The 22831-nt window shown below is 65.5% G+C and carries 18 protein-coding genes; 5 read left to right on the top strand and 13 right to left on the bottom strand.

What is annotated here, in order from left to right; genetic code table 11:
- Window positions 1-5 precede the first annotated feature (5 nt).
- The 3 genes from addB to trxA all read left to right on the top strand — a co-directional run bounded on the left by addB (window position 6) and on the right by trxA (window position 7024).
- Entirely contained in the window at window positions 6-3173 is a 3168-nt protein-coding gene (gene addB / locus FHR70_RS15880; protein ID WP_183451894.1) for a double-strand break repair protein AddB, read from the top strand.
- Entirely contained in the window at window positions 3170-6604 is a 3435-nt protein-coding gene (gene addA / locus FHR70_RS15875) for a double-strand break repair helicase AddA (RefSeq protein ID WP_183451892.1), read from the top strand. The genes addB and addA overlap by 4 nt, the downstream gene beginning before the upstream one ends.
- 99 nt (window positions 6605-6703) lie before the next feature.
- On the top strand, window positions 6704-7024 hold the full coding sequence (trxA, locus tag FHR70_RS15870; protein WP_036360939.1) for a thioredoxin: 321 nt from the start codon (window positions 6704-6706) through the stop codon (window positions 7022-7024).
- Window positions 7025-7134: 110 nt separating this feature from the next.
- Here the strand turns inward: trxA and FHR70_RS15865 are convergent, their stop codons facing one another.
- The 9 genes from FHR70_RS15865 to sppA all read right to left on the bottom strand — a co-directional run bounded on the left by FHR70_RS15865 (window position 7135) and on the right by sppA (window position 15039).
- Window positions 7135-8460, bottom strand: coding sequence for a bifunctional folylpolyglutamate synthase/dihydrofolate synthase (locus FHR70_RS15865; protein WP_183451890.1), 1326 nt, complete (start codon window positions 8458-8460; stop codon window positions 7135-7137).
- Window positions 8461-8474: 14 nt separating this feature from the next.
- A complete protein-coding gene (gene accD, locus FHR70_RS15860) occupies window positions 8475-9389 on the bottom strand; it encodes an acetyl-CoA carboxylase, carboxyltransferase subunit beta (protein WP_183451888.1) in 915 nt (304 codons plus the stop codon).
- A 54-nt stretch (window positions 9390-9443) separates the two neighbouring features.
- A complete protein-coding gene (gene trpA, locus FHR70_RS15855) occupies window positions 9444-10283 on the bottom strand; it encodes a tryptophan synthase subunit alpha (protein WP_183451886.1) in 840 nt (279 codons plus the stop codon).
- A 166-nt stretch (window positions 10284-10449) separates the two neighbouring features.
- The gene (gene trpB, locus FHR70_RS15850; protein WP_183451884.1) at window positions 10450-11670 is read right to left on the bottom strand and encodes a tryptophan synthase subunit beta; all 1221 of its coding nucleotides are present in this window, start codon (window positions 11668-11670) and stop codon (window positions 10450-10452) included.
- Between the two features lie 55 nt (window positions 11671-11725).
- Window positions 11726-12388, bottom strand: a complete 663-nt coding sequence (locus tag FHR70_RS15845) for a phosphoribosylanthranilate isomerase (protein WP_183451882.1) — start codon at window positions 12386-12388, stop codon at window positions 11726-11728.
- Window positions 12389-12398: 10 nt separating this feature from the next.
- Window positions 12399-13346 (bottom strand): bifunctional Delta(1)-pyrroline-2-carboxylate/Delta(1)-piperideine-2-carboxylate reductase, encoded by a 948-nt coding sequence (gene lhpI / locus FHR70_RS15840; RefSeq protein WP_183451880.1) that lies wholly within the window; start codon window positions 13344-13346, stop codon window positions 12399-12401.
- 13 nt (window positions 13347-13359) lie between these two features.
- Entirely contained in the window at window positions 13360-13716 is a 357-nt protein-coding gene (locus tag FHR70_RS15835; RefSeq protein WP_183451878.1) for a lipopolysaccharide assembly protein LapA domain-containing protein, read from the bottom strand.
- A gap of 16 nt (window positions 13717-13732) precedes the next feature.
- A complete protein-coding gene (gene ihfB / locus FHR70_RS15830) occupies window positions 13733-14047 on the bottom strand; it encodes an integration host factor subunit beta (protein WP_183451876.1) in 315 nt (104 codons plus the stop codon).
- A 26-nt stretch (window positions 14048-14073) separates the two neighbouring features.
- Window positions 14074-15039, bottom strand: coding sequence for a signal peptide peptidase SppA (gene sppA / locus FHR70_RS15825; protein ID WP_183451874.1), 966 nt, complete (start codon window positions 15037-15039; stop codon window positions 14074-14076).
- A 253-nt stretch (window positions 15040-15292) separates the two neighbouring features.
- Between sppA and FHR70_RS15820 the strand changes: the two genes are divergently transcribed.
- Window positions 15293-15823: a dihydrofolate reductase family protein gene (locus tag FHR70_RS15820; RefSeq protein WP_183451872.1), complete on the top strand. Its 531-nt coding sequence runs from the start codon at window positions 15293-15295 to the stop codon at window positions 15821-15823.
- A gap of 289 nt (window positions 15824-16112) precedes the next feature.
- On the opposite strand, the gene rpsA is transcribed toward FHR70_RS15820, so the two are convergent.
- Window positions 16113-17810, bottom strand: a complete 1698-nt coding sequence (gene rpsA / locus FHR70_RS15815) for a 30S ribosomal protein S1 (RefSeq protein WP_183451870.1) — start codon at window positions 17808-17810, stop codon at window positions 16113-16115.
- Between the two features lie 310 nt (window positions 17811-18120).
- Complete coding sequence (locus FHR70_RS15810; RefSeq protein ID WP_183451868.1) at window positions 18121-18750, bottom strand: 2-hydroxychromene-2-carboxylate isomerase; 630 nt, start codon at window positions 18748-18750, stop codon at window positions 18121-18123.
- 219 nt (window positions 18751-18969) lie between these two features.
- Between FHR70_RS15810 and FHR70_RS15805 the strand changes: the two genes are divergently transcribed.
- A complete protein-coding gene (locus tag FHR70_RS15805) occupies window positions 18970-20202 on the top strand; it encodes an argininosuccinate synthase (protein WP_183451866.1) in 1233 nt (410 codons plus the stop codon).
- A 92-nt stretch (window positions 20203-20294) separates the two neighbouring features.
- Here the strand turns inward: FHR70_RS15805 and FHR70_RS15800 are convergent, their stop codons facing one another.
- Both FHR70_RS15800 and FHR70_RS15795 read right to left on the bottom strand, forming a co-directional pair.
- Complete coding sequence (locus FHR70_RS15800; RefSeq protein WP_183451864.1) at window positions 20295-22184, bottom strand: PAS domain-containing sensor histidine kinase; 1890 nt, start codon at window positions 22182-22184, stop codon at window positions 20295-20297.
- Window positions 22185-22282: 98 nt separating this feature from the next.
- Window positions 22283-22573, bottom strand: coding sequence for a hypothetical protein (locus FHR70_RS15795; protein WP_183451862.1), 291 nt, complete (start codon window positions 22571-22573; stop codon window positions 22283-22285).
- Between the last annotated feature and the right edge of the window lie 258 nt (window positions 22574-22831).

The raw sequence follows: 22831 nt of genomic DNA, 5'->3' as shown, positions 1-22831 counted from the left end.
GTGAGGTGCCAGCCGATCCGCGCGTTTTTTCCATTCCTCCGGGTTGCGCATTCCTGCCGACCCTGGTGGACGCGCTGTTCGACGGCCGTCTTGTCGGTCCCTTAAGCGACGATCCAGCGGCTCTCGCCGACATCACGATCTATGTTCCCAACCGGCGCGCCACCCGGGCGCTGATCGCGCTCCTTGCCGAGCGCGGTGACGGCCGGGCCCAGCTCCTGCCGCGCATCGTGCCCTTGGGGGAAACCGACGAGGCCGAGTTCGAACTGACGGGCCTGGAAGGCACGCCGCTGCAGGAAGCCGCAAGCCTCAAACCCCCGATTCCGCCCCTGGAGCGCCGTCTCATCCTCACACGGCTCGTGCAGCGCTGGTCGGCTCAAGTTGACCGCGCGCTGCTGCAACTCGGCCCCGACGTGCCCTTCATGGTGCCGGCCTCGCCGGCCGATGCGGTGAACCTCGCGGGCGATCTCGAAACCCTAATGGATGCCTTCACCACGGAAGGCATCGACTGGCATGCCCTCGAGCTGGCCGTGGATGCCGACTACTCCAAGTATTTCGAGATCACCCGCCACTTCGTGCAGATCGCCAGCGAGAATTGGCCGAACATTCTGGCCGAGCGGCAGGCGAGCGATCCGGCGCAGCGTCGCAACGCCCTGCTGGAGGCGGAAGCGCGGCGCCTCACCCGCGAGCGGCCGGAGCATCCGATCATCGTTGCAGGTTCCACCGGCTCCATGCCGGCCACCGCAAACCTCATGGGCGTGATCGCGCGGCTTCCCAAAGGCGCCATCGTGCTGCCCGGCCTCGACACCGATCTCGACGAGGAGAGCTGGTCCACCATCGGCGGCCACGGCGACGACGAGACGGATCCCGTGCACAGTCATCCGCAGGCCTCGCTCCGACGCCTTCTCGACAAGCACCTGCGCATCCTGCGCTCCGCAGTCACCGTGATAGGTGAGCTGCCGGAGGCGGCGAGAGCGCGCAATCATCTGCTCTCGGAAGCGCTCCGCCCGGCAGACACCACGGACCGCTGGTCGCTGGTCTCGACGGAGGATCGTGTCTCCTTGAGCCGCAACGGCTGCGAGGGCCTCGCCATCATCGAGGCCATGGACGAGCGCGAAGAGGCGCTGTCCATCGCCATCGCGTTGCGCGAAACCATCGCTCATCCCCGCAAGACCGCAGCTCTCGTCACGCCTGATCGCGCTCTTGCCGCGCGCGTGACAGCGGAACTCGCCCGCTGGGGCCTGAGCGTGGAGGATTCCGCCGGTATCCCGCTCTCCGACACCCCGGCCGGACGTCTTGCGCGACTGGCCGCCGAAGCGGCGGCCGATGACTTGCGGCCCGTGCGGCTGCTCGCTTTGCTCGCTCATCCGATGGTGCGTCTGGGCTTGTCGCGTGAAACCGTTGAACATGCAGCCAGCGTGCTCGAGATCGGCGTACTGCGCGGGCCCGCGCCCGCTCTCGGCATTAATGGCATCCGCGCGGCGCTCGCGAGCCGACGCTCTGAGAATGATCGTCGTGCACCACGTCCGGTGAAGCGCCTCACCGAGACCGACTGGGACCTCGCCGACGACCTGCTTCAGCGCCTCGGCGTTGCTTTCGAGACGTTCACACCTGCCGTGCACGGCGAGGGCAAGCTCGATCTCATGGGCCTGGTGGAGCACCATCGCCGGGCTGTCGAGCAGCTCTGGGCTGGCCCTGAAGACGACGCGGAGGAATCCGCCGACGACGCCTCCAAGGAAGCGCTCGCGGCGCTCTTCGACGACCTGGAGCACTCGGATATCCGCGCGGAGGAAGGCCATCCGCTTAGCGGTCGCTTCGTCGATTACCCGACCTTCTTCAACGCGCTGGCCAAGCAGCGCAGTCTAAGCCCCTCGCCGCGCTCGACCCATCGCCGCCTGAAGATTCTCGGCCTGCTCGAAGCACGCCTGCTCTCCGTTGATCGCGTCGTGCTCGGCGGATTGGACGAAGGCACCTGGCCGCCGCGCACGGTGACGGATGCGTTCCTCAACCGGCCCATGCGCTCGCGCGTCGGGCTGATGCCGCCGGAGCGGCGCATCGGCCAGACCGCGCACGATTTCGTGCAGGCGCTCGGCACCCACGACGTCGTGATCACGCGCGCCCACAAGCGCGATGGATCGCCCATGGTGCCCTCGCGCTTCCTGCAGCGGCTCAAGGCCTTCACCGGCAAGGAGACGTGGGAGCAGATGACGAAGGCCGGCGAGGTTTACCGCCGCCTCGCCCGTACCCTCGACACGCCCGAGCCCGCGCCGCCCCTACCGCGCCCACGGCCGAAGCCCGATCCGGCGCTGTTCCCGCGCAGTTTAAGCGTCACGGAAATCGAGACGCTGGTGCGCGATCCCTATTCCATCTTCGCGCGCCACATCCTCAAGCTCGACGCCCTCGACGCGATTGCCGTCACGCCGAGCGCTGCGGATCGCGGCACGATCATTCACGAGGTGCTGGGCCAATTCGCCGAGCAATATCCGAAGGCCCTGCCCGCACATGCGCAGGAGATCCTGCTCGCGCTCGGCGCCGACGCCTTCGCGGACATCGCCGAAGCCTATCCCGAACTCTATGCCGAATGGTGGCCGCGCTTCACGCGGCTTGCCACCGAGTTCGTGGTGTGGGAGCAGGCCCGCCGTCCCACGCTTGTGGATGTGTATGCGGAGCGCTCGGGATCGCTGTCGGTACCGCTGCCGGATGGCTCCATCTTCCATCTGCGCGCCCGCGCCGACCGGATCGAGCACCGCCGCGACGGCGGCTTCGCCATCATCGATTTCAAGACCGGCCAGCCGCCCGGCATTCGGGAAGTCTATGCCGGCTTCTCGCCGCAGCTCACGCTGGAGGCCATGATGCTGATGAAAGGCGCCTTCAAAGGCCTGCCCAAGGCGAAGGAGACGCCGGATCTGATCTACGTCCACACCACCGGCGGACGCGAACCGATCAAGCCCCGCGAGATCGGGCCGTCGGGCAAGGAAACGCGTCCCGTTGCGGAGATCGTGGAAGAGCATCGCCGCCGCTTTGAGGGGATGATTGTACGCTACGCCAAGGGTGAAGCCGCTTATCTCTCGCGGCCTTTCCCGAAATATGCGCGGCGCTTCTCGGAATACGATCACTTGGCGCGCGTGAAGGAATGGTCGCTCGCCAGTGCCGGCGGGGCTGAGGGCTTCGAATGAGCACCGATCTCGTCATCCCGCAATACACCAAGGACGCGCAGCGCCGCGCCGCGAACCCACGCGCCTCCGCCTGGGTGTCGGCGAATGCGGGTGCCGGCAAGACCAAGGTGCTGACCGATCGTGTGGTGCGCCTGCTGCTGAGCGGTTCGCTGCCGGGCCGCATCCTGTGCCTCACCTTCACCAAGGCGGCCGCCGCCAATATGGCGATCCGCGTCTTCGAGCGTTTGGGCCGCTGGGTGACGCTCGACGAGGAGAGCCTCGTCGCGGAGCTCACGGAACTCGAAGGCGAAAGGCCGACCCGCAAACAGGTGAAGCTCGCGCGTACGCTCTTCGCCCGCGCGGTGGAAACGCCTGGCGGATTGAAGATCGACACCATCCACGCCTTCTGCGAACGGCTTCTGCACCTCGTGCCCTTCGAGGCCAACGTGCCGGCGCGCTTTGCCGTGCTCGACGAGAGCCAGACCGACGAGATGCTGGCCCAGGCCACCGCCAACGTGATGGCCGATGCCGCGAGCGGCAACTTTCCAGCGCTGGCCGAGGCCCTCGACATCATCAGCGTCGACGCAGTGGGTGATGCCCTCGCCTCAGCCATCAATGCGGCCCTGAAATGCAAGGCGTTCCTGCACGATCCGAAAGGTTCGGCGCGGCTGCGCAAGGAACTGGGATTGGGTTCGGATGAAACGCTCGAAGCCATCGAGCGCACCATGCTGGAAGGCGGTCTCAAGCCGGAGACATGGCCGGCCATCGCCCAGGAGCTGCTTGGCGGAAAATCGACCGATCAGAAGCGCGCCGCATCCCTCATCGCAGCCGCCGAGGCCAAGGACCTGCCTGAGAAACTCGAAAACTATCTCTCGGTTTTCCTCACGGATGGCGGCACGCCCCGCAAGGGCTCCGCCTTCCTCACCAAGGATGTGAGCGAGAGCCTAAAGGACGAGCTGCTGCGCGAGCAGGACCGCGTGTGCTCGCTCATCGACAAGCGCAAGGCGGCGCGCGCCGCCGAGCGCACGACGGCGCTGTTCACGCTGGCGGCTGAGATCCACGCGCGCGTCGAGCAGGCGAAGATGCGTCTTGGCGCTCTCGACTTCCAGGACCTCATCGACAAGACGCTGGCGCTGCTCTCGCGCGGCGACACGGCCTGGGTGCTCTACAAGCTCGATCGCGGCATCGATCACGTGCTGATCGACGAGGCGCAGGACACGAATCCGGAACAGTGGGAGATCCTGCGCAAGATCACGGAAGATTTCACTTCCGGCGCCGGTGCTGCGGCTACACGCGTGCGTACGCTGTTTGCTGTGGGCGATCCCAAACAGTCGATCTACGGCTTTCAAGGAGCGGCCCCGCAGGAATTCGAGACGACCCGCCGCAGCTGGTCGCAGAAGGTGCGCGAAGCCGAACTCGCCTTCGAGGACGTGTCGCTCACCATGTCGTTCCGCTCAGGCCGAGCGGTGCTCTCGGCCGTGGACGCGACATTTGCGGTCGACCGTCACTTCAAGGGCCTGTCCTTCGAGGACAAGGCGATCGGCACCGTACACGAGAGTGCGCGCCCGCATGCGCCCGGCCTCGTGGAGCTGTGGCCCGTCGAGACTCCCGCGGATGAAGAAGAACCCGAGGCCTGGGTGCTGCCGGTCGACGAGCCCGAGCAGCAATCGCCCCCCGTGGTGGTGGCGCGGCGCATCGCGCAAGCCGTCAAATGCTGGACCACCAGGGGCGACGAAATGGGCCGCCTGTGGAAGGCTGGCGACATCCTCGTGCTGGTGCGAAAACGGGGCGCGGCGTTTGAAGCGGTGATCCGCGCGCTGAAGGAGGCAGGCGTGCCGGTGGCGGGCGCCGACCGGCTCAACATCGGCGAGCATATCGCCGTGCTCGATCTCGTGGCTGCGGGCTGCGCGGCGCTGCTGCCGGACGATGATCTCACCCTTGCAACCGCGCTGAAATCGCCGCTCGTGGGGCTGAACGACGACGATCTCATCCGCATCGCCACCGATCGCGCGGAAGAGGAATCGCTCCACGCGGCATTGACGCGTCATGCAGAAGCCGGCGACGCGAAGGCAATGCGCGGATGCGAGGCACTCAGCGCTTGGCGCGAACTCGCCAAAGTCCATGGCCCCTTCGGCTTCTTCGCCACCCTGCTCGGCCCGCGCGGTGGGCGCTCGCTGCTCGTGGCGCGGCTGGGGAGCGAGGCGGGCGATGCCATCGACGCTTTCCTGTGCTTCGCGCATCAGTTCGAGATGACGGAGACGCCGTCGCTCACCTACTTCTTGAGCCGGTTCGAATCCGCCGATCACACCATCAAGCGCGACCTCGATTCCGTGAACGACGAGGTGCGCGTGATGACCGTGCACGGCGCCAAGGGTCTGGAAGCCTCCGTCGTGGTGCTCATCGACGGCTGCGAGGTCTTGGGCCGAGATCCGCCGCTGCTGCAGCTGCAGACGAAAACCGGCGACAAAATCCCCGTCTGGGCGCCGGGCAAGACGTCCGACTCCAGCGCTATGACCCAGGCCCGCGAGATCCTGCACGCCAAGGGCCATGAGGAGCACAACCGCCTGCTCTACGTGGCCATGACCCGCGCCAAGGACCGGCTGGTGATCGCGCCTTACCTCACGGGCAAGAAGGAATCGCCGCAGGAGGCCTGGTGCGAGATGATCCGCCACGGTCTCGTCGCCAAGGCCGGCGGCCTGGAGCTCGACAAGGCTCCCTATGGCCCGATCTCCGTGTGGCGCGACGGCTCGCCCCTGGCGCGCACGCTGGCGACTGAGGCGGATGTTGCGCCGCTCGATCCCATCGCCGTGCCGGACTGGCTGACTAAAACTGCAGCCTCCGAGCCTGAGCCCCTGCCGCCGATCCGCCCGTCCAGCGCGCTGGGCGCCGCCGATCGCATGACACGGCCGGGCGATGGGCCCTATGCGCCCGAGGCTCGCTTACGCGGCACCTTGGTCCATGCCCTGCTGGAGCGCCTGCCGGCCCTGGCGCCGGAGCACCGGGAGAGCATGGCACGATCCTACGTGACAGCTCGGGCCCCGCGGCTCGCCGCGGAGTTAAGGGAATCGATCCTGACCAATGCCCTGGATGTCCTCGGTCATCCAGACCTGAAGCCTCTGTTCGGCAACGCTTCGCGGGCGGAGGCGCCCATTGCTGGACGCGTGCTGACGGCCGGGGGCGACCTCATGGTCTCGGGCCAGATCGACCGCCTCGCCGTGCTGGACAGCGAAATCCTAGTGGCCGACTTCAAGACCACGGCCCGACCGCCTAAGGCAGGCCAGCCGCTGCCGCGATCCTATGTGGCGCAGCTCGCCCTCTACCGGAGGCTGCTCGCCGAGATCTATCCGGGAAGGCAAATCCGCACCTTTCTGGTCTGGACAGCAGGTCCGGTCATCCACGAGCTGATGGAACCGGAGCTGGAATCGGCACTTACCCTCATCAAAGCGGCGTGAGGGCCGGTGCGCTTGCTTGATTCCCTGCAGGCCGGTTCTTACCTTGGCCCTATAGCCGAGCGGCTCGGATGAGTCGCATTCAACGTCAAAGGTGATGGTATGGCGACCGTAAAGGTGACCGACTCAAGCTTCGCGCAGGATGTCCTGCAATCCTCCGAGCCCGTCGTGGTCGATTTCTGGGCCGAGTGGTGCGGTCCCTGCCGCATGATCGGTCCGGCTCTCGAAGAGATCTCGGACGAGATGGCCGGCAAGGTGAAGATCGCCAAGCTCAATGTGGACGAGAATCCGCAGATCTCCTCCCAGCTCGGCATCCGGTCGATTCCGGCGCTCATGATGTTCAAGGACGGCAAGGTCGTCGCCCAGAAGGTCGGCGCCGCCCCCAAGGGCGAACTCTCCCGCTGGATCCAGGCTTCGGCTTGAGGCTGTCGCTACAATCAAATTCGACGTCATGGCCGGGCTTGTCCCGGCCATCTACGTTTTATGCCCTCAAAGATGTGGATCCCCGGAACAAGTCCAGGGATGACGGTGAGCTACTCGGGCAGCGTCCCGTTGGCCGCCAGCACCTCGCCGGCCAGATAGAGCGAGCCGCAGATCAGCACCCGGGGCGGGCGATCCCAGACGTAGTTGTGAAGCGACGCGAGGGCGGATTCGACGCTTGAGGCGATCGATGTGGTGAGTCCGACGCTGCCTGCGATCGCCGCGACTTCCTCGGCCGGGCGGGCGGCGATCTGGCCGGCAATCGGCACGGCGACCACCTCCCGGGCGAGGCCGGAGAAGTTCTTGAAGAAGGCCCCGGAATCCTTGGTGCCGAGCATGCCGGCGATCAGCACGAGGGGCGCATCCGAGCGCTCGCTCTGGTCGGCCATGGCGGCGGCGAGCACCCGGCCGCCGTCGGGGTTGTGGCCGCCATCGAGCCAGATCTCGCAGCCTGGCGGCGCGATCTCCGGTAGGCGGCCCCGGTTGAGGCGCTGCAGGCGCCCGGGCCATTCGGCGCGGGTCAGTCCCGCCTCGAAAGCCTGCGCCTCGAATTGCTCGAAGCCGGCGGCGCGAAGGGCTGCGATGGCCGTGCCGGCATTCACGAATTGATGGCGGCCTATAAGTTTGGGCCGCGGCAGGTCCAGGAGGCCGTTCTCGTCCTGGTAGACGAGGCGACCGCCCTCCTCATGGATGGAGAAATCCTGCTGGCCCACGAGGAGCGGCGAGGCGCCGATGCGCCCGGCTTCGTCGCGCAGGGTCTGGTCTGCTTCCAGATAATCCTGCGGGGCGATCACCGCCGGGCAGCCACGCTTGAAGATGCCGGCCTTCTCGCCGGCGATCGCCTTCAGCGTCGTGCCGAGATATTCAGCATGGTCGTGGCCGATGGGTGTGACCACGGCCGCAGCCGGACGGTCAATGACGTTGGTGGCATCGAACCGGCCGCCGAGGCCCACCTCCAGCAGCAGAACGTCGGCAGGCTCTTCGGAGAAGATCAGCAGGGCCGCCGCGGTCGTGATCTCGAACACTGTAATGGGCTCTCCGGCATTCACCGCCTCACAGCGGCGGAAGGCCTCCACGAGGCGGTCCTCCGTGACGTACCGCCCCCCGCCGAACTGGCCCAGCCGGATGCGCTCATGGAAGCGCACCAGATGGGGCGAGGTATAGACGTGGACGGCGAGCCCCGCGCTTTCCAGGATCGCCCGCATGAACGCGATGGTCGAGCCCTTGCCGTTGGTGCCCGCCACATGGATCACCGGAGGCAGGCGGCGCTCCGGATGGCCGAGCTGCGCGAGCAGGCGCTGGATGCGCCCGAGCGACAGATCGATGGTCTTCGGATGCAGGGCGAGAAAGCGCGCGATCAGCGCATCGGAGGAATCCATCGCCCTGTTCTCGCTTACTCGGCAGCCGCAGCCGTGATTTCGGTGGTGGCCGGAGCGGGAATGGCGGTCGCGCTAGCAGCCGGCGCCTTGGTGAAGAGGCGCGACAGGCGGGCAACGGTGGGCTTCAGATCGTGACGGTGCACGACCGCGTCGACCATGCCGTGCTCCTTCAGGTATTCGGCCCGCTGGAAGCCGTCGGGCAGCTTCTCGCGGATGGTCTGCTCGATCACGCGCGGGCCGGCAAAGCCGATGAGTGCGCCCGGCTCGGCCAGATGCACATCGCCCAGCATGGCGTAGGACGCCGTCACGCCGCCAGTGGTCGGGTTGGTGAGCACGACGATATAAGGCAGGCGCGCATCGCGCAGGCGGCGGATCGCCACCGTGGTGCGGGGCATCTGCATGAGCGAGAGAATGCCCTCCTGCATGCGGGCGCCGCCGGAGCCGGCGAAGAGCACGTAAGGGGTCTTCTTTTCGAGCGCCGTCTCGGCGCCCTTGATGAAGGCCTCGCCCGCCGCCATGCCGAGGGAGCCGCCCATGAAGCCGAAATCCTGCACCGCGATGGTCATCGGCAGGTCCTCGACCCGGCCGAAGCCAACCTTGAACGCGTCCTGCTGGCCGGTCTTGGCCTTAGCGTCCTTCAGGCGGTCGACATAGCGCTTCTCGTCGCGGAACTTGAGCGGATCGACGGCCACTTCGGGCAGCGCCACGTCGAGCCATGTTCCGTTGTCGAACATGAGCTGCAGGCGCTGGGTGGCGGAGATGCGCATGTGGTGGTTGGAACCGGGGATCACCCACTGGTTCGCTTCCACGTCCTTGTGGAACACCACCTGTCCCGTCTCCGGGCACTTGATCCAGAGATTGTCCGGCGTCTCGCGCTTATTGAAGAGCGTCTTGATCTTCGGACGGACGACTTCGGAAATCCAGTTCATCGCTTCAATCCTCTCGTCATGGCCGGTCTGAGCCGGCCTGACGTGCCTTATGTATTAGGCCGCCGCGCGTTTTGCCACCGAGCGCACGCCCTCGCTCAATTCCTTCACCAGCTTCGTGACCGCCTCGACGGACCCTGCCGTTGCGCGATCTTCCGCATCGAGGGTGCCCTTCAGGGCATCGATCAGGGCCGAGCCCACCACGACGCCGTCGGCGCCTTGCGCCACCGCGGCCGCATGCGCGCCGCTCTTCACGCCGAAGCCCACCACGACGGGAAGGGACGTGTGGCGCTTGATCCGCTCCACGGCGGTGGCGACCTTGCCGAAATCAGGCGTCGCGGCACCGGTGATGCCAGTGATCGACACGTAATAGACGAAGCCCGCCGTATTCGTGAGAACCGCCGGCAGGCGCTTGTCATCGGTCGTCGGGGTGGCGAGGCGAATGAAGGCGAGGCCGGCCTTGAGGGCCGGCAGGCAGAGCTCGTCGTCCTCCTCGGGCGGCAGGTCGACGACGATGAGGCCGTCGACGCCGGCCTCCTTGGCATCCGCCAGAAAGCGGTCGACGCCGTAGACATAGATCGGGTTGAAATAGCCCATGAGGATCACGGGCGTCTCCGCATCCTCAGCCCGGAAGCGGCGGATGAGGTCGAGGGTCTTGACCGTGTCCTGGCCGACCTTCAGCGCCCTTAAACCCGCCGCCTGGATCGCCGGGCCGTCGGCCATTGGATCGGTGAAGGGAAGCCCGAATTCGACGATGTCGGCTCCCGCCTTGGGCAGGCTCTTGAGGATGGCGAGCGAGGTCTCGGGATCCGGGTCGCCTGCCATGACATAAGTGACGAGAGCGGCGCGGCCTTCCTGGCGGCACTTCTGGAAACGGGCTTCGATGCGTTGGGTCATGGGCTGCGTCTTTAGCATGGGACTATGGGAATGACACGCGTGTCATTCCCGGCCGGAGCGGGGCGGAATCTCCGTCGTCATGCCCGCACTTGTTGCGGGCATCCACGTCTTTTCACTGGTTGAGGACGTGGATGGCCGGGACGAGCCCGGCCATGATGCCAAGGGTTTACACAATCTGGTTGCCCAGGTGCTCGGCGATCTGGAACAGGTCCTTGTCGCCGCGGCCTGAGATGTTGACCACCATCAGGTGATCCTTGGGCTTTTTAGGCGCGAGTTCGATCACCTTGGCGAGCGCATGGGCGGGCTCGAGCGCCGGCAGGATGCCCTCGAGGCGCGAGCAGAGCTGGAAGGCGTCCAACGCCTCCTCGTCGGTGGCGGAGATGTACTTGACCCGGCCCATCTCGTGCAGCCAGGCATGCTCCGGGCCAATGCCCGGGTAGTCGAGCCCAGCCGAGATGGAATGCGCGTCGGCGATCTGACCGTCGCGATCCATGAGCAGGTAGGTACGATTACCGTGAAGCACGCCGGGACGGCCGCCTGTCAGGGATGCGGCATGGAGACCGGAGAGGCCGTGGCCAGCTGCCTCGACGCCGTAGATCTCCACGTCCTTGTCGTCGAGGAACGGGTGGAACAGGCCGATCGCATTGGAGCCGCCGCCGATGCAGGCGACGAGCGAGTCCGGCAGGCGGCCTTCCGCCTGCATCATCTGCTCGCGGGTCTCGGTGCCGATCACGCACTGGAAGTCGCGCACCATGGCCGGATAGGGATGCGGACCCGCCACCGTGCCGATGCAGTAGAAGGTATCGGCCACGTTGGTGACCCAGTCGCGCAGGGCCTCGTTCATGGCGTCCTTGAGCGTGCGGGTGCCCGACTGCACCGGCACCACCTTGGCGCCGAGCATGTTCATGCGGAACACGTTGGGCTTCTGCCGCTCCACGTCGACCGCGCCCATATAGACGATGCACTCAAGTCCGAAGCGGGCGCAGAGGGTGGCCGTGGCAACGCCATGCTGGCCGGCGCCGGTCTCGGCGATAATGCGCTTCTTGCCCATGCGGCGGGCGAGAAGGATCTGGCCCAGCACGTTGTTCACCTTGTGGGCGCCGGTATGGTTCAGCTCTTCGCGCTTGAAGTAGATCTTGGCGCCACCGAGATGCTCGGTCATGCGCTCGGCGAAATAGAGCGGGCTCGGACGGCCGATATAATGCGTCGAGAAATACGCCATGTCGGCATGGAAGGACGGGTCGTTCCGCGCCTCCTCATAGGCTTTTTCCAGCTCGAGGATGTTCGGCATCAGGGTCTCGGCGACGAAGCGGCCGCCGAACTGGCCGAAATGCCCGCGCTCGTCGGGACCGGTGCGATAGGAATTGGGTTGAGCTTGAGCTGACACGGCCTGTCCTGCCTTCAGGATGAGAGCACGCCTGGAAAAGGACGTGCAGATCTAACTAGTGATGGGCAGCCGCGAAGGCTGACCGGGCGGCCCTGATGAAGGCCTCGATCCTGGCCGGATCCTTGAGACCCGGTCTGCTTTCCACCCCGGACGAGACGTCAACGGCCTGCGTCTTCGTCAGCCGGATCGCCTCCGCCACGTTCTCGGGATTGAGGCCTCCTGACAACATGAAGGAAACCTTAGGGTCAAGCCCCTTCAGGAGCCCCCAGTCGAAGGAAATCCCGTTGCCGCCGGGCAGAGCCGCCGCCGTGCGGGGCGGCTTGGCATCGAGCAGAAGGTGATCGGCGCCGCCGGCATAGGGGGTGAGAGCCTGGAGATCGGAAGGTTCCGCCACGCCCAGCGCCTTCATGACCGGCCGTTTGACCATGGAGCGGATCTCGGCCACGCGTTCAGGCGTCTCGCTTCCATGCAGCTGAATCAGGTCGGGATTGATGGCCTCGACAGCCTGGGCGATGTCCTCGTCGCCCGGATTGACCAGAAGGACGACGCGCTGGGCCCGACCCTTGGCCTGCAGGGAGAGACGGTGGCCGAGGTTGAGGCTCACATGACGGGGGCTCTTGGGGAAGCGCACGAAACCGACCATGTCCGCGCCTGCGCTCAGGGCGGCATCGAGGGTCTCGGGCGTAGAGAGCCCGCAGATTTTCACCAGGTTATCCATAGGGGGTAGTTTACAACGGTTTTGCCAGCGAGCGCCACACCAGCATCGCCGCAGCCAGATCCTCCAGGGCCGCACCCACGGATTTGAAGGCCGTGATCACGGCAGGCCCGCGATGCGCGGCGCTGCGGCACAGATCCGTCAGGGTGCCGCGGATGTGATCCTCGGTGATGGCGCCCCGGTGCAGGGCCACGGCCACGTCGCCGCCTTCGACCTTGGCGGCCGGGGTGTCGATATAGACCTGAGCCCGGCGCAGGGCCTCGTCATCGGCCTCGCGCATCTTGAGATTGAAGGCGCCCACGAGGTCGAGATGCGCCCCTTCCTTCAGCCAGACGCCCTTGACGATGGGCGCAGTCGACAGGGTCGCGCAGGAGACGAGATCGGCCTCGCGCACCGCAGCTTCCAGATCGGTCGCGGCTGTAACCGGCAAGCCCTCAGCGCGAAGCTCGGCCGCGACAGTCTCGGCCCTCTCGGGTCGATGGTTCCACAGCGCCACCTCGCGGATCGGCCGCTGGCTCATATGGGCGCGGATGAGAAAGGGCGCCAGCGCCCCTGCTCCCACCATCACCATGCGGCTGGCATCCTCACGGGCGAGGAAGCGGGCCGCCAGCGCCGAAGCCGCGGCGGTGCGCCAGACGGTGAGGCGCGTCCCATCGAGGACGGAGACCGGCTCACCGGTGGTGCCGTCCATGAGCAGATAGGAGCCCATCACGCTGGGCAGGCTCCTGGCGCCGTTCTCGGGAAACACGGTGACGACCTTCACGCCGAGAAAGCCGTCCTGTATCGCAGGCCCGGTCCAGGACGGCATCAGCAGGAGCGTGCCGTGGGAACCCGGACGCTCGACCTCGTGATGGTGGCGGACGGGCGTGACCATGTCGCCACGAAAGGCCTCGGCCAGGGTGTCGATCAGGACAGGAAAGGTGAGAACCCGATCGATCTCGGCGGAGGTGACGACGCGCATGGTTCAGGTGGTCTCAGAAGCTGCGGGCGGGCGCGGACGAAACCGTTGCCGGCAGGGTGGTGGTGGTGGAGGGCGTCTGCGCCTTCAGGCGCTCGGTCTCGTAGCGCAGCTGCCTGGTCTCGCGCCGCAGCTGCCGGCGCGACTTGCGGTTCTTGCCCTGCGCGAGCCAGGTGGCCGTGCCGCCGATCAGGACGCCCAGCATCACGGCCGCGAAGATGACAGCGAACAGGGGCAGCTGGAACGCAAATTCCGGTGCTTCCTGCGAGAACGGGTCGAGGGACAGGGTCACCGGAGCCCGGTTCGCCACGGCGAGCAGGACAATCAGGATGGCGACCGGCAGGAGAATGAGCGCCTTCAGAAAGCGAATCACGAACACCTCTCAAGAGTTATTGGGCAGCCGCCGCCTTCATCACCTTCGGGGCCGGAGCATTGAGACGCTGACGCATTTCCTTGCCCGTCTTGAAGACCGGAACGACCTTTTCCGAGATGGAAACGGATTCGCCGGTGCGCGGGTTGCGGCCCGTGCGGGCGTCGCGCTTCTTGACCGAAAAGGCCCCGAAACCGCGCAGCTCGACCCGGTCGCCCCGGGCCAGCGCATCCGCAATGGTGTCGAGGATCGCGTTCACGATCTTCTCCACGTCGCGCTGGTAAAGATGCGGGTTCTGCTCAGCGATCTTGAGCACGAGTTCGGATTTTATCATGGATGAGCTATATCTTTGACGTTGCTTTATTTTTCCAAAGGTTGCCAGACAGCCAGGAGGCCGTCAAGCCGCGCGATCTCGGCTTGGGCCGATGCCCGGCGCAAGGTCTCGGCCACACGCTCGAAGCCGAAGAGATCCGCCATTGTGGCGCTCATGGCAAAGACCGAAAGATCCCGATCCGAACTCGGCTTCCAGTCGCGAATCGGCAGGTCCTTGGTCACGCCCTTCGTCTGCTCGAGCCAAGCCACCGCGTCGCGCTCGCTGCCGATCTTGTCCACGAGCTTGAGGGGCACGGCCTGACGGCCGCTGAAAACCTGACCGGTGGAGGCGGTGGAGAGTTCGCCCTCGTTCAGGCGGCGGCGCTCGCGCACCAGGGTCTTGAACCAGTCATAGGTGTCGTTGACCACCGCCTGCATGGCCGCGCGCGCTTCCGGCGAGGTGGGTTTGAAGGGGCTCGGCTCCGCCTTGAGGGGCGTCGACTTCACCTCTTCCAGCTTCACGCCGACCTGGCCCATGAGGCCGGAGAGATCGGGATACTGGAAGAGCACGCCGATGGAGCCCACGATGGAGGTCTCGCGGGCCACGATGTAGTCCGTCGCCATGGCCGTGATGTAGCCGCCGGAAGCCGCGGTGCCGTCCACGAAGGTGACGACCGGCTTCTTCTCGGAAAGCCGGCGGATGTTGCGGAAGAGCTCCTCCGAGCCCGTGGTGGTGCCGCCGGGGCTGTTGATGGAGATCACCACGCCGGAGACCGCGCTCGAATCGCCCACCCGCCGCATCAGGTCGGCCAGGCGCTGGTTGCCGGTGATCACGCCGTCGATGGAGATGCGGGCAATCTGGCTCTGGATCGCGCCGTATCCGGCCCGGTCGGCGGCCGCATAGCCGAGGGCCGCGACGGCGGCGATCAGCCCGGAGAATCCCGCCACCCGCCAGAAGGAGAGCTTGCGGCGCAGGCGGCGGCGGTCGGCAATGGCTTCGGCATCGATGGACATCGTCTGGTCTCTCGAACTCGTCTCGCGTTGGATGCGGGGGAGCAACCTAGTTCGAAGCCAGATAGGGCGGCAAGACAGGGGACCAACAAAAAACCCTGCGATGACTGCGCACCCTTCCCTTCTCGTACAGGGAACGGCCGGAAAGAGGACTTCCGGTCCTCGGTCACGGCGGCAGGCGGGTAGCCGGATTGTAGCCCGCCCCGGCACCGCGTAACCTCGGCGGTTTCTTGAGAGAGCGAGGAGAAGATCCTGTATGGCGAGGCTCGTCTATGCATTGAACCAGTCGCTGGACGGCTATGTCGACCACATGGCTTTTGCCCCTGAACCGGCGATCTTTCGTCACTTCATCGATGACGTGCGAAGCCTGACCGGAACTGTCTACGGCCGCCGCATGTACGAAACGATGCGATACTGGGACGAGAATCGCCCCGAGTGGACCGAGGCCGAGCGCGAGTATGCGGCGGCTTGGCGGGCCCAACCGAAGTGGGTCGTGTCGCGCTCGATGACGTCGGTCGGTCCGAACGCCACTCTTGTTGCGGATGAGGTCGAGGCAGCGATCCGCGAGCTGAAATGCCGGCTCGATGGAGTCATCGAAGTTTCAGGCCCGACATTGGCAGGAAGCCTGACCAATCTAGGCCTTGTCGACGAGTATCGATTGTACCTTCACCCCGTTGTGCTCGGCGGCGGCAAGCCGTTCTTCGCCGGCCCGCGGCCGCCGCTGCGCCTCGTGGCGAGCGACCGAATCGGCGAGGACGTGATCAGGCTGACATATGTTCCGGCATAATCGGCGCGATCCGCGAAGGCCGGATTGCTGCATCGGCTTCGAGACGCAAGCCGCCTCTACCGCGCCACCGGCCTTGTACGGGGATCTCGTCAGGCTCAGTGTCATTCCCGGCCGAAGCGCAGCGGAAGGGAAGGGAATCCATAGCGCCACGCGTGTGAGTGGATCCCCTTCCCGGTCCTGACGGACCGCCGGGGATGACACCTTCATCCACCTGTTGGATACCCCAACAAAAAATCCCCGGGCTTTTGGCCCGGGGATCCGTAGGATTCTCGAAAAAATCGAGAACCGATTACTTCTTGCCGGCCTTGTTCAGGGCGGCGCCGAGGATGTCGCCGAGCGACGCACCCGAATCGGCCGAGCCGTACTGAGCCATGGCTTCCTTCTCCTCAGCGACCTCGAGGGCCTTGATGGAGACGGTCACGCGGCGGGCCTTGCGGTCGAACTGCGTGACGCGGGCATCGAGCTTCTCGCCGGCGGCGAAGCGCTCGGGGCGCTGGTCGGCGCGGTCACGAGCAAGCTCGTTGCGCTTGATGAAGGTGGAGAGGTCGGTGTCGACGATCTTCACTTCCAGGCCGCCGTCCTTCACCTCGAGAACCTCGCAGGTGACGATCTGGCCCTTCTTCAGCTCGCCGGCCTCGGCGAAGGGGTCGCCGGCCAGCTGCTTGATGCCGAGCGAGATGCGCTCCTTCTCGACGTCCACGTCGAGAACCTGGGCGCGCACGACATCGCCCTTCTTGAAGTCGTCGATGACCTGCTCGCCCGGACGGTTCCAGTCGAGATCCGAGAGGTGGACCATGCCGTCGACGTCGTTCTCGAGGCCGATGAACAGACCGAACTCGGTCTTGTTCTTCACCTCGCCCTCGACCTCGGTGCCGACAGGGTGCTTCTCGGCGAAGGCCTCCCACGGGTTCTGGAGCGTCTGCTTCAGGCCCAGCGAGATGCGGCGCTTCACCTGATCGACCTCGAGGATCACGACCTCAACCTCCTGCGAGGTGGAGATGATCTTGCCCGGGTGGACGTTCTTCTTCGTCCAGGACATCTCGGAGACGTGGATCAGGCCTTCGATGCCGGGCTCGAGCTCGACGAACGCACCGTAATCGGTGATGTTCGTGACGCGGCCCTTCAGCTTCGCCTGGACCGGGTAGCGGGCGGCGATGCCCTCCCACGGATCGGCCAGCAGCTGCTTGATGCCCAGCGAGATGCGGTGCGTCTCGTGGTTGATCTTGATGATCTTCACCTTCACCGTCTGGCCGATGGTTACGACCTCGGACGGATGATTGACGCGGCGCCATGCCATGTCGGTGACGTGCAGCAGGCCGTCGATGCCGCCGAGATCAACGAACGCACCGTATTCGGTGATGTTCTTGACCACGCCGTCGATGACCTGACCCTCTTCGAGGTTGGCCACGAGCTCGGAGCGCTGCTCGGCGCGGCTCTCTTCGAGAACCGTACGGCGCGACACGACGATGTTGCCGCGGCGGCGGTCCATCTTGAGGATCTGGAACGGCTGAGCCACGCCCATGAGCGGGGTGACGTCGCGCACCGGGCGGATGTCGACCTGCGAGCGCGGCAGGAACGCCACGGCGCCGTCGAGGTCGACCGTGTAGCCGCCCTTCACCTGGTTGAAGATCGTGCCGTTGACGCGCTCGCCGGCCTCGAAGGCCTTCTCGAGCTTCACCCACGACTCCTCGCGGCGGGCCTTGTCACGGGAGATGACGGCCTCGCCCAGCGCATTCTCGATGCGCTCGACATAGACCTCGACCTCGTCGCCGACAACCACGGTCTGGTCGCGGTTCGGGCCGGCAAATTCTTTCAGGGCGACGCGACCTTCGGTCTTGGCGCCGATATCGATGACCGCGACGTCTTTCTCGATCGCGACCACCTTGCCCTTCACGACCGAGCCTTCGCTGATCTCGGAGGTGCGGAAGGATTCTTCGAGCAGGGCCGCGAAATCTTCACGGCTCGGCTGTTGCAAAGCTGCAGACATAGGTTCTCCTGAATGGCCCTCGTTTAAAGGGGCAACGCCGGCGGCTCGTGTTAACGGGCCGTTTCCAGCCGCCGCTGCCTGAGGACGCCCCTTCTAGGGCCATGTCCGAGGCATGCCGCTCTTCGAGCGGGCCGGCGTATCATCGACGGATGGAAACGCTTGATCCGGCAGGTTTTTTCGGAACACCGCGAGGGCGCGGAACACGCACCCTGACAATCGAAACCGTTACTGACCTGTCGGATAGGGGTTGTCTTAACCCAATTGGCCCCGCATCACAAGGGTTTCAAGGATTTGGGGCCTGTCCTGGCTCTCAGTCCGGCCATTCCCCGCGCCGGCCTTGAGTTACCGCCCAATCGAGGGCCTGTTCCAGACGGTCGTTGCCCCAGAACATTTCCCCGTCCTCGGCGAAGAAGGTCGGGGCGCCGAAGAGGCCCCGCGACTGCACCTCCTCGCCCATCCGGCGCAGGCGCAGCTTGTTGGTCTCCCCTTGGGCTTCGGCGATGATAGCCTCGGGGTTCAGGCCGAGGCCGGTGAGGATGTCCGTGACCACCTGCGCGTCGGCGATGTCGCGGCATTCCCCGAACTGCGCCGTGTAGACGGCCCGGGTGAAGGAGGGCGTCCAGCCCCGGTCGGCGCCGAGAAGGGCGACCCGGGCGGCCAGGAGCCCGTTCTGCGGGAAGGTCGCGGGCCGGTAGAAGGGCAGCCCGAGGCGGGCCGCTTCCCGCTCCATGTCGCGCCACATGTAGCGGCCCTTGGCCGGGTAGAGGCTGAAAGGCGTGGTCTCCCACCCTTGCGCCTTGAAGATCGGCCCCAGCAGGAACGGCCGCCACACGAGTTCCACCCCGGCGGCTTCCGCCGCCGCCTCGATGCGCATGGCCGCGAGATAGGAATAGGTCGAGGCGAACTCGTACCAGAATTCGAGAACCGGCCGACGATGCATGAGCGTTCCTCGCAACCACAAAACCTGGAAGAGCGAGGCCAACTTCCGAAGCCGGCTCTTCGCTCCGCATGAAGGCCTAATGCATTCCCCTGGGTTACGGCAGCCTTTGGCTTTCCGGGCAGGAATGCAGCACGATCATGGCGGCGTGCTAATTGCCCGTTGCGCAAAAAGGGCTTCCCCGCTAAGCCGCCAGTACCCTTTCTCTCTGGAACCTTTGCCATGGCCGACAAGCGCGTGAACAAGGTCGTGCTCGCCTATTCGGGCGGCCTCGACACCTCCATCATCCTCAAGTGGCTGCAGACCACCTATGGCTGCGAGGTGGTGACGTTCACCGCCGATCTCGGCCAGGGCGAGGAGCTGGAGCCCGCCCGCAAGAAGGCCGAGCTTCTGGGCATCAAGCCGGAAAACATCTTCATCGAGGACCTGCGCGACGAGTTCGTGCGCGACTACGTGTTCCCGATGTTCCGCGCCAACGCGCAATACGAGGGCCTGTACCTGCTCGGCACCTCCATCGCCCGTCCGCTCATCGCCAAGAAGCAGATCGAGATCGCCGAGAAGGTCGGGGCCGATGCGGTGTCCCACGGGGCGACCGGCAAGGGCAACGATCAGGTGCGCTTCGAGCTCGGCTATTATGCCCTGAAGCCCGACGTGACCGTCATCGCCCCCTGGCGCGAATGGGACCTGCGCTCCCGCGAGCAGCTCATTGCGTTCGCTGAAGCCCACCAGATCCCGATCGCCAAGGACAAGCGCGGCGAGGCACCCTTCTCGGTCGACGCCAACCTTCTGCACGCCTCCTCCGAGGGCAAGGTGCTGGAGGATCCGGCCATGGACGTGCCGGATTACGTTTATTCGCGCACCAACGATCCCGAGACCGCGCCCGACACGCCGACGGTCATCAAGATCGAGTTCCTCAAAGGCGACCCGGTCGCCATCGATGGCAAGAAGATGGGCCCGGCCGACCTGCTGGCGAAGCTCAACGAGCTGGGCCGGATCAACGGCATCGGCCGTCTCGACCTCGTCGAGAACCGCTTCGTGGGCATGAAGAGCCGCGGCATGTACGAGACTCCCGGCGGCACGATCCTGCATCTCGCCCATCGCGGCATCGAGTCGATTACCCTCGATCGCGGCGCGGCTCACCTGAAGGACGAGCTCATGCCGAAATATGCCGAGCTCATCTATAACGGCTTCTGGTTCTCGCCGGAGCGCGAAATGCTCCAGGCCATGATCGACAAGAGCCAGGAATTTGTCACCGGCGAAGTGACGCTGAAACTCTACAAGGGCGGCGTCCATCTCATCGGCCGCCAGAGCCCCTACACCCTCTACGATCAGGATCTCGTCACCTTCGAGGAAGGCGCCGTCGCCTACGACCACCGCGACGCCGCCGGCTTCATCAAGCTCAACGCTCTGCGGCTGCGGACCCTGGCTCAGCGCAAGAAGAAGCTGGGGCTGTAAGAGAAAACCCTGAATGCATTACGGCCGGGGCTAGCCCCGGCCGTTTTCGTTTGCGTTGCATGTTCTTTGCCAGCGCACGGGGAGCATTCCGCTCAATGGCGCGGATGGTGCTCCAGCATCCCGGATTCATCATTCAGCGGCACGTTCATCACACACACCACACCGGCAGGCTCGTAGGTCAGGCGGACGTCGCCGCCCACGTCGGTGGCGAGGCTGCGCTCGATCAGGCGGGTGCCGAAACCTCTTCGCGTCGGCGGTGAAACCGGCGGGCCGTCCCGCTCCTGCCAGCGCAGTTCCAGGTGCGGGCTCTCGTCCGACGTGACCGTCCAGGTGATGAACACGCATCCCGACGAGACGGAGAGCGCGCCATATTTGGCGGCATTCGTCGCCAGCTCGTGGATCGCCATGGCGATGGCGAGAGCGGTTCTCGGGATCATGCGAACACGTGGTCCCTCGATCTCGAAATGCTTCGTCTTCTGCCGCAGATAGGGCTCGACCACCTCGTCGATGATCTCGCGCAGCTCCGCGCCCTCCCAGTTCTCACGGGTGAGCACGTCATGGGCGCGGGCCAGGGCGAAGAGGCGGTCCTCGAAGGCCTGGACCTTGGGACGGTTCTCCTCGCTCATCTGCTTCAGGCTCTGCGACGCCATGGACTGGACGATGGTGAGCGTGTTCTTCACCCGGTGGTTCAGCTCGTTGATGAGAAGCTCGCGATGCTCCTCCACCTGCTTGCGGTCGGTGATGTCGAGCACGGAGCCCACATAGCCCAGGAAGGTGCCGTCCTCGGAAAAGCGCGGCGCGGCCGCATCGATGGCCCAGCGATAGGTGCCGTCGGCCCGACGCAGCCGGTACTCGACGCGGAACGGTTCCTGCCTGGCATTGGAGGCCCGGAATGTCTCGCCCGACCAGCCGCTGTCGTCCGGATGCACCGCATCGAGCCAGCCGAAGCCCAGGCCGGTCTCGGGCGTCTGGCCGGTGAACTCATACCAGCTCCGGGACAGGTAGGTGCAGGTGCCGTCGGCTTCCGTCACCCAGACCATGACCGGGGCGTTGTCGGCGAGATTGCGGAACCGCGCCTCGCTCTCGCGCAGGCTTTCCTCGGCCTGAACGCGCTCGGTGACGTCATAGCCCTCCGCAAAAATGCCTGTCACTCTGCCTTCGCGGTCGGTAATCGGTTGATAGACCAGATCGACGAAACGTTCCTCGGCCTCGATCCCTGGTTCCCGCTGCAACCCGACCCGCAGGCTTCGGCCCGTGAAAGGCTTGCCCTCGGCGTAGACTTTGTCGAGCAGGTCAAGGAAGCCCTGGCCCTCGATCTCGGGCAGGGCCTCGCGGACTGTCTTGCCGATGATGTCGCGGCGATGGCCCACGAGCTGAAGATAGGCATCGTTCACCAGCTCGAAGACGTGCTCCCGTCCGCCCAGCATCGCCATGAAGCCCGGAGCCTGCTGGAAGAGCTCGCGAAGCCGGTCCTGCTCCGCGCGCAGGGCGGCACGCAGCTTCACCTCCTGGGTGGTCTCCGTGCAGGCGCAGAACATACCGGCGATCCCGCCGGTCTCATCGCGGACGGGCGAATAGGAAAACGTGTACCACGTGTCTTCCGGGTAGCCGTGGCGCTCCATCACGAGGTGCAGGTCCTCGTGGAAGGTCGCCTCGCCGGCGAGCGCTTTGGTCACCAGCGGCTCGATATCGGGCCAGATCTCCGACCAGACATCGCGGAACGGCAGCCCAAGGGCATGCGGGTGCTTGGCACCGAAGATCGGCACATAGCCGTCGTTGTACAGAAACGCGAGCTTTGGCCCCCAGGCGACGAACATGGGAAATTTCGACGTGAGCATCAGGCTCACCACGGCCCGGAGGCTCTGCGGCCAATGTTCCGGCGGGCCGAGAGGCGAGGACGACCAGTCATGGGCACGCATGAGCGCACCCATTTCACCGCCGCCGGTGAGAAAATCCGGGCCGGGGACGAGCCTATCGTGCATGGAGCCTGCGCCTCCCGACGGGAGGCTTGCGCGCAGCATATCCGATGCCGCCCGCGCTTTGGCGGTGACTGGATGGCCCTATGGCTGCCGCGAGAGCTTCAGGCCCGAGCATGCGAGGAGCGTTCGATGATATTGTTGAAGACATGCTGAGCTTTGGAAATGGCAGGGGCTTTCAGCCATTTAGGCGTTCGCCCAATGACTTCAATCATTGTGTAGAGCATATCGAGGCGGCAAGCGATGGCCTTCTGTCGCTGGAGGGAAAGCGCGACGGCGATAACGCCCCGCTTGTCATGACCGAGCTTGTGCCGGGGATTCACGACTCGTGTTTCTCTGCCCTCATCCTGAGGAGGTCGCGCAGCAACCGTCTCGAAGGAGCGTCCAGAGAGCACTGGTGCCTCCTTCGAGACGGTCGCCTAGGCAACCTCCTCAGGATGAGGGCTGCGGGTGTGAGGCTACGTCTTGTTCTCATTTTGTTCTTGACTTTGGTCCTAAGCTGGGCTATATCATGGTTCATCCTCGTCCACAGAGGGGCGCGCTCGCGAGGCGTCGCAGATGCGGGACGAGGCGCGGTCCCGCCGCAGGTCTCGCACGCCTGTGATCGCGGGTGGCCGATCCTGGCGCAGATCCAGGTCCGCTGAAACAAACCG

It is taken from the genome of Microvirga lupini (assembly GCF_014191055.1).
GTDB lineage: Bacteria > Pseudomonadota > Alphaproteobacteria > Rhizobiales > Beijerinckiaceae > Microvirga > Microvirga lupini_A.
Note: the sequence above shows the minus strand (reverse complement) of the source record. Positions and strands in the feature narration are given on the sequence as shown.

What these genes read in the sequence shown, in the direction of transcription:
- ihfB (WP_183451876.1), bottom strand. Translation starts at nt 14,047, where the DNA reads ATGATAAAATCCGAACTCGTGCTCAAGATCGCTGAGCAGAACCCGCAT.
- trxA (WP_036360939.1), top strand. Translation starts at nt 6,704, where the DNA reads ATGGCGACCGTAAAGGTGACCGACTCAAGCTTCGCGCAGGATGTCCTG.
- lhpI (WP_183451880.1), bottom strand. Translation starts at nt 13,346, where the DNA reads ATGCGCGTCGTCACCTCCGCCGAGATCGATCGGGTTCTCACCTTTCCT.
- FHR70_RS15820 (WP_183451872.1), top strand. Translation starts at nt 15,293, where the DNA reads ATGGCGAGGCTCGTCTATGCATTGAACCAGTCGCTGGACGGCTATGTC.
- FHR70_RS15805 (WP_183451866.1), top strand. Translation starts at nt 18,970, where the DNA reads ATGGCCGACAAGCGCGTGAACAAGGTCGTGCTCGCCTATTCGGGCGGC.
- accD (WP_183451888.1), bottom strand. Translation starts at nt 9,389, where the DNA reads ATGAACTGGATTTCCGAAGTCGTCCGTCCGAAGATCAAGACGCTCTTC.
- rpsA (WP_183451870.1), bottom strand. Translation starts at nt 17,810, where the DNA reads ATGTCTGCAGCTTTGCAACAGCCGAGCCGTGAAGATTTCGCGGCCCTG.
- FHR70_RS15845 (WP_183451882.1), bottom strand. Translation starts at nt 12,388, where the DNA reads ATGGATAACCTGGTGAAAATCTGCGGGCTCTCTACGCCCGAGACCCTC.
- FHR70_RS15800 (WP_183451864.1), bottom strand. Translation starts at nt 22,184, where the DNA reads ATGCACGATAGGCTCGTCCCCGGCCCGGATTTTCTCACCGGCGGCGGT.
- FHR70_RS15865 (WP_183451890.1), bottom strand. Translation starts at nt 8,460, where the DNA reads ATGGATTCCTCCGATGCGCTGATCGCGCGCTTTCTCGCCCTGCATCCG.
- addA (WP_183451892.1), top strand. Translation starts at nt 3,170, where the DNA reads ATGAGCACCGATCTCGTCATCCCGCAATACACCAAGGACGCGCAGCGC.
- FHR70_RS15810 (WP_183451868.1), bottom strand. Translation starts at nt 18,750, where the DNA reads ATGCATCGTCGGCCGGTTCTCGAATTCTGGTACGAGTTCGCCTCGACC.
- trpA (WP_183451886.1), bottom strand. Translation starts at nt 10,283, where the DNA reads ATGACCCAACGCATCGAAGCCCGTTTCCAGAAGTGCCGCCAGGAAGGC.
- sppA (WP_183451874.1), bottom strand. Translation starts at nt 15,039, where the DNA reads ATGTCCATCGATGCCGAAGCCATTGCCGACCGCCGCCGCCTGCGCCGC.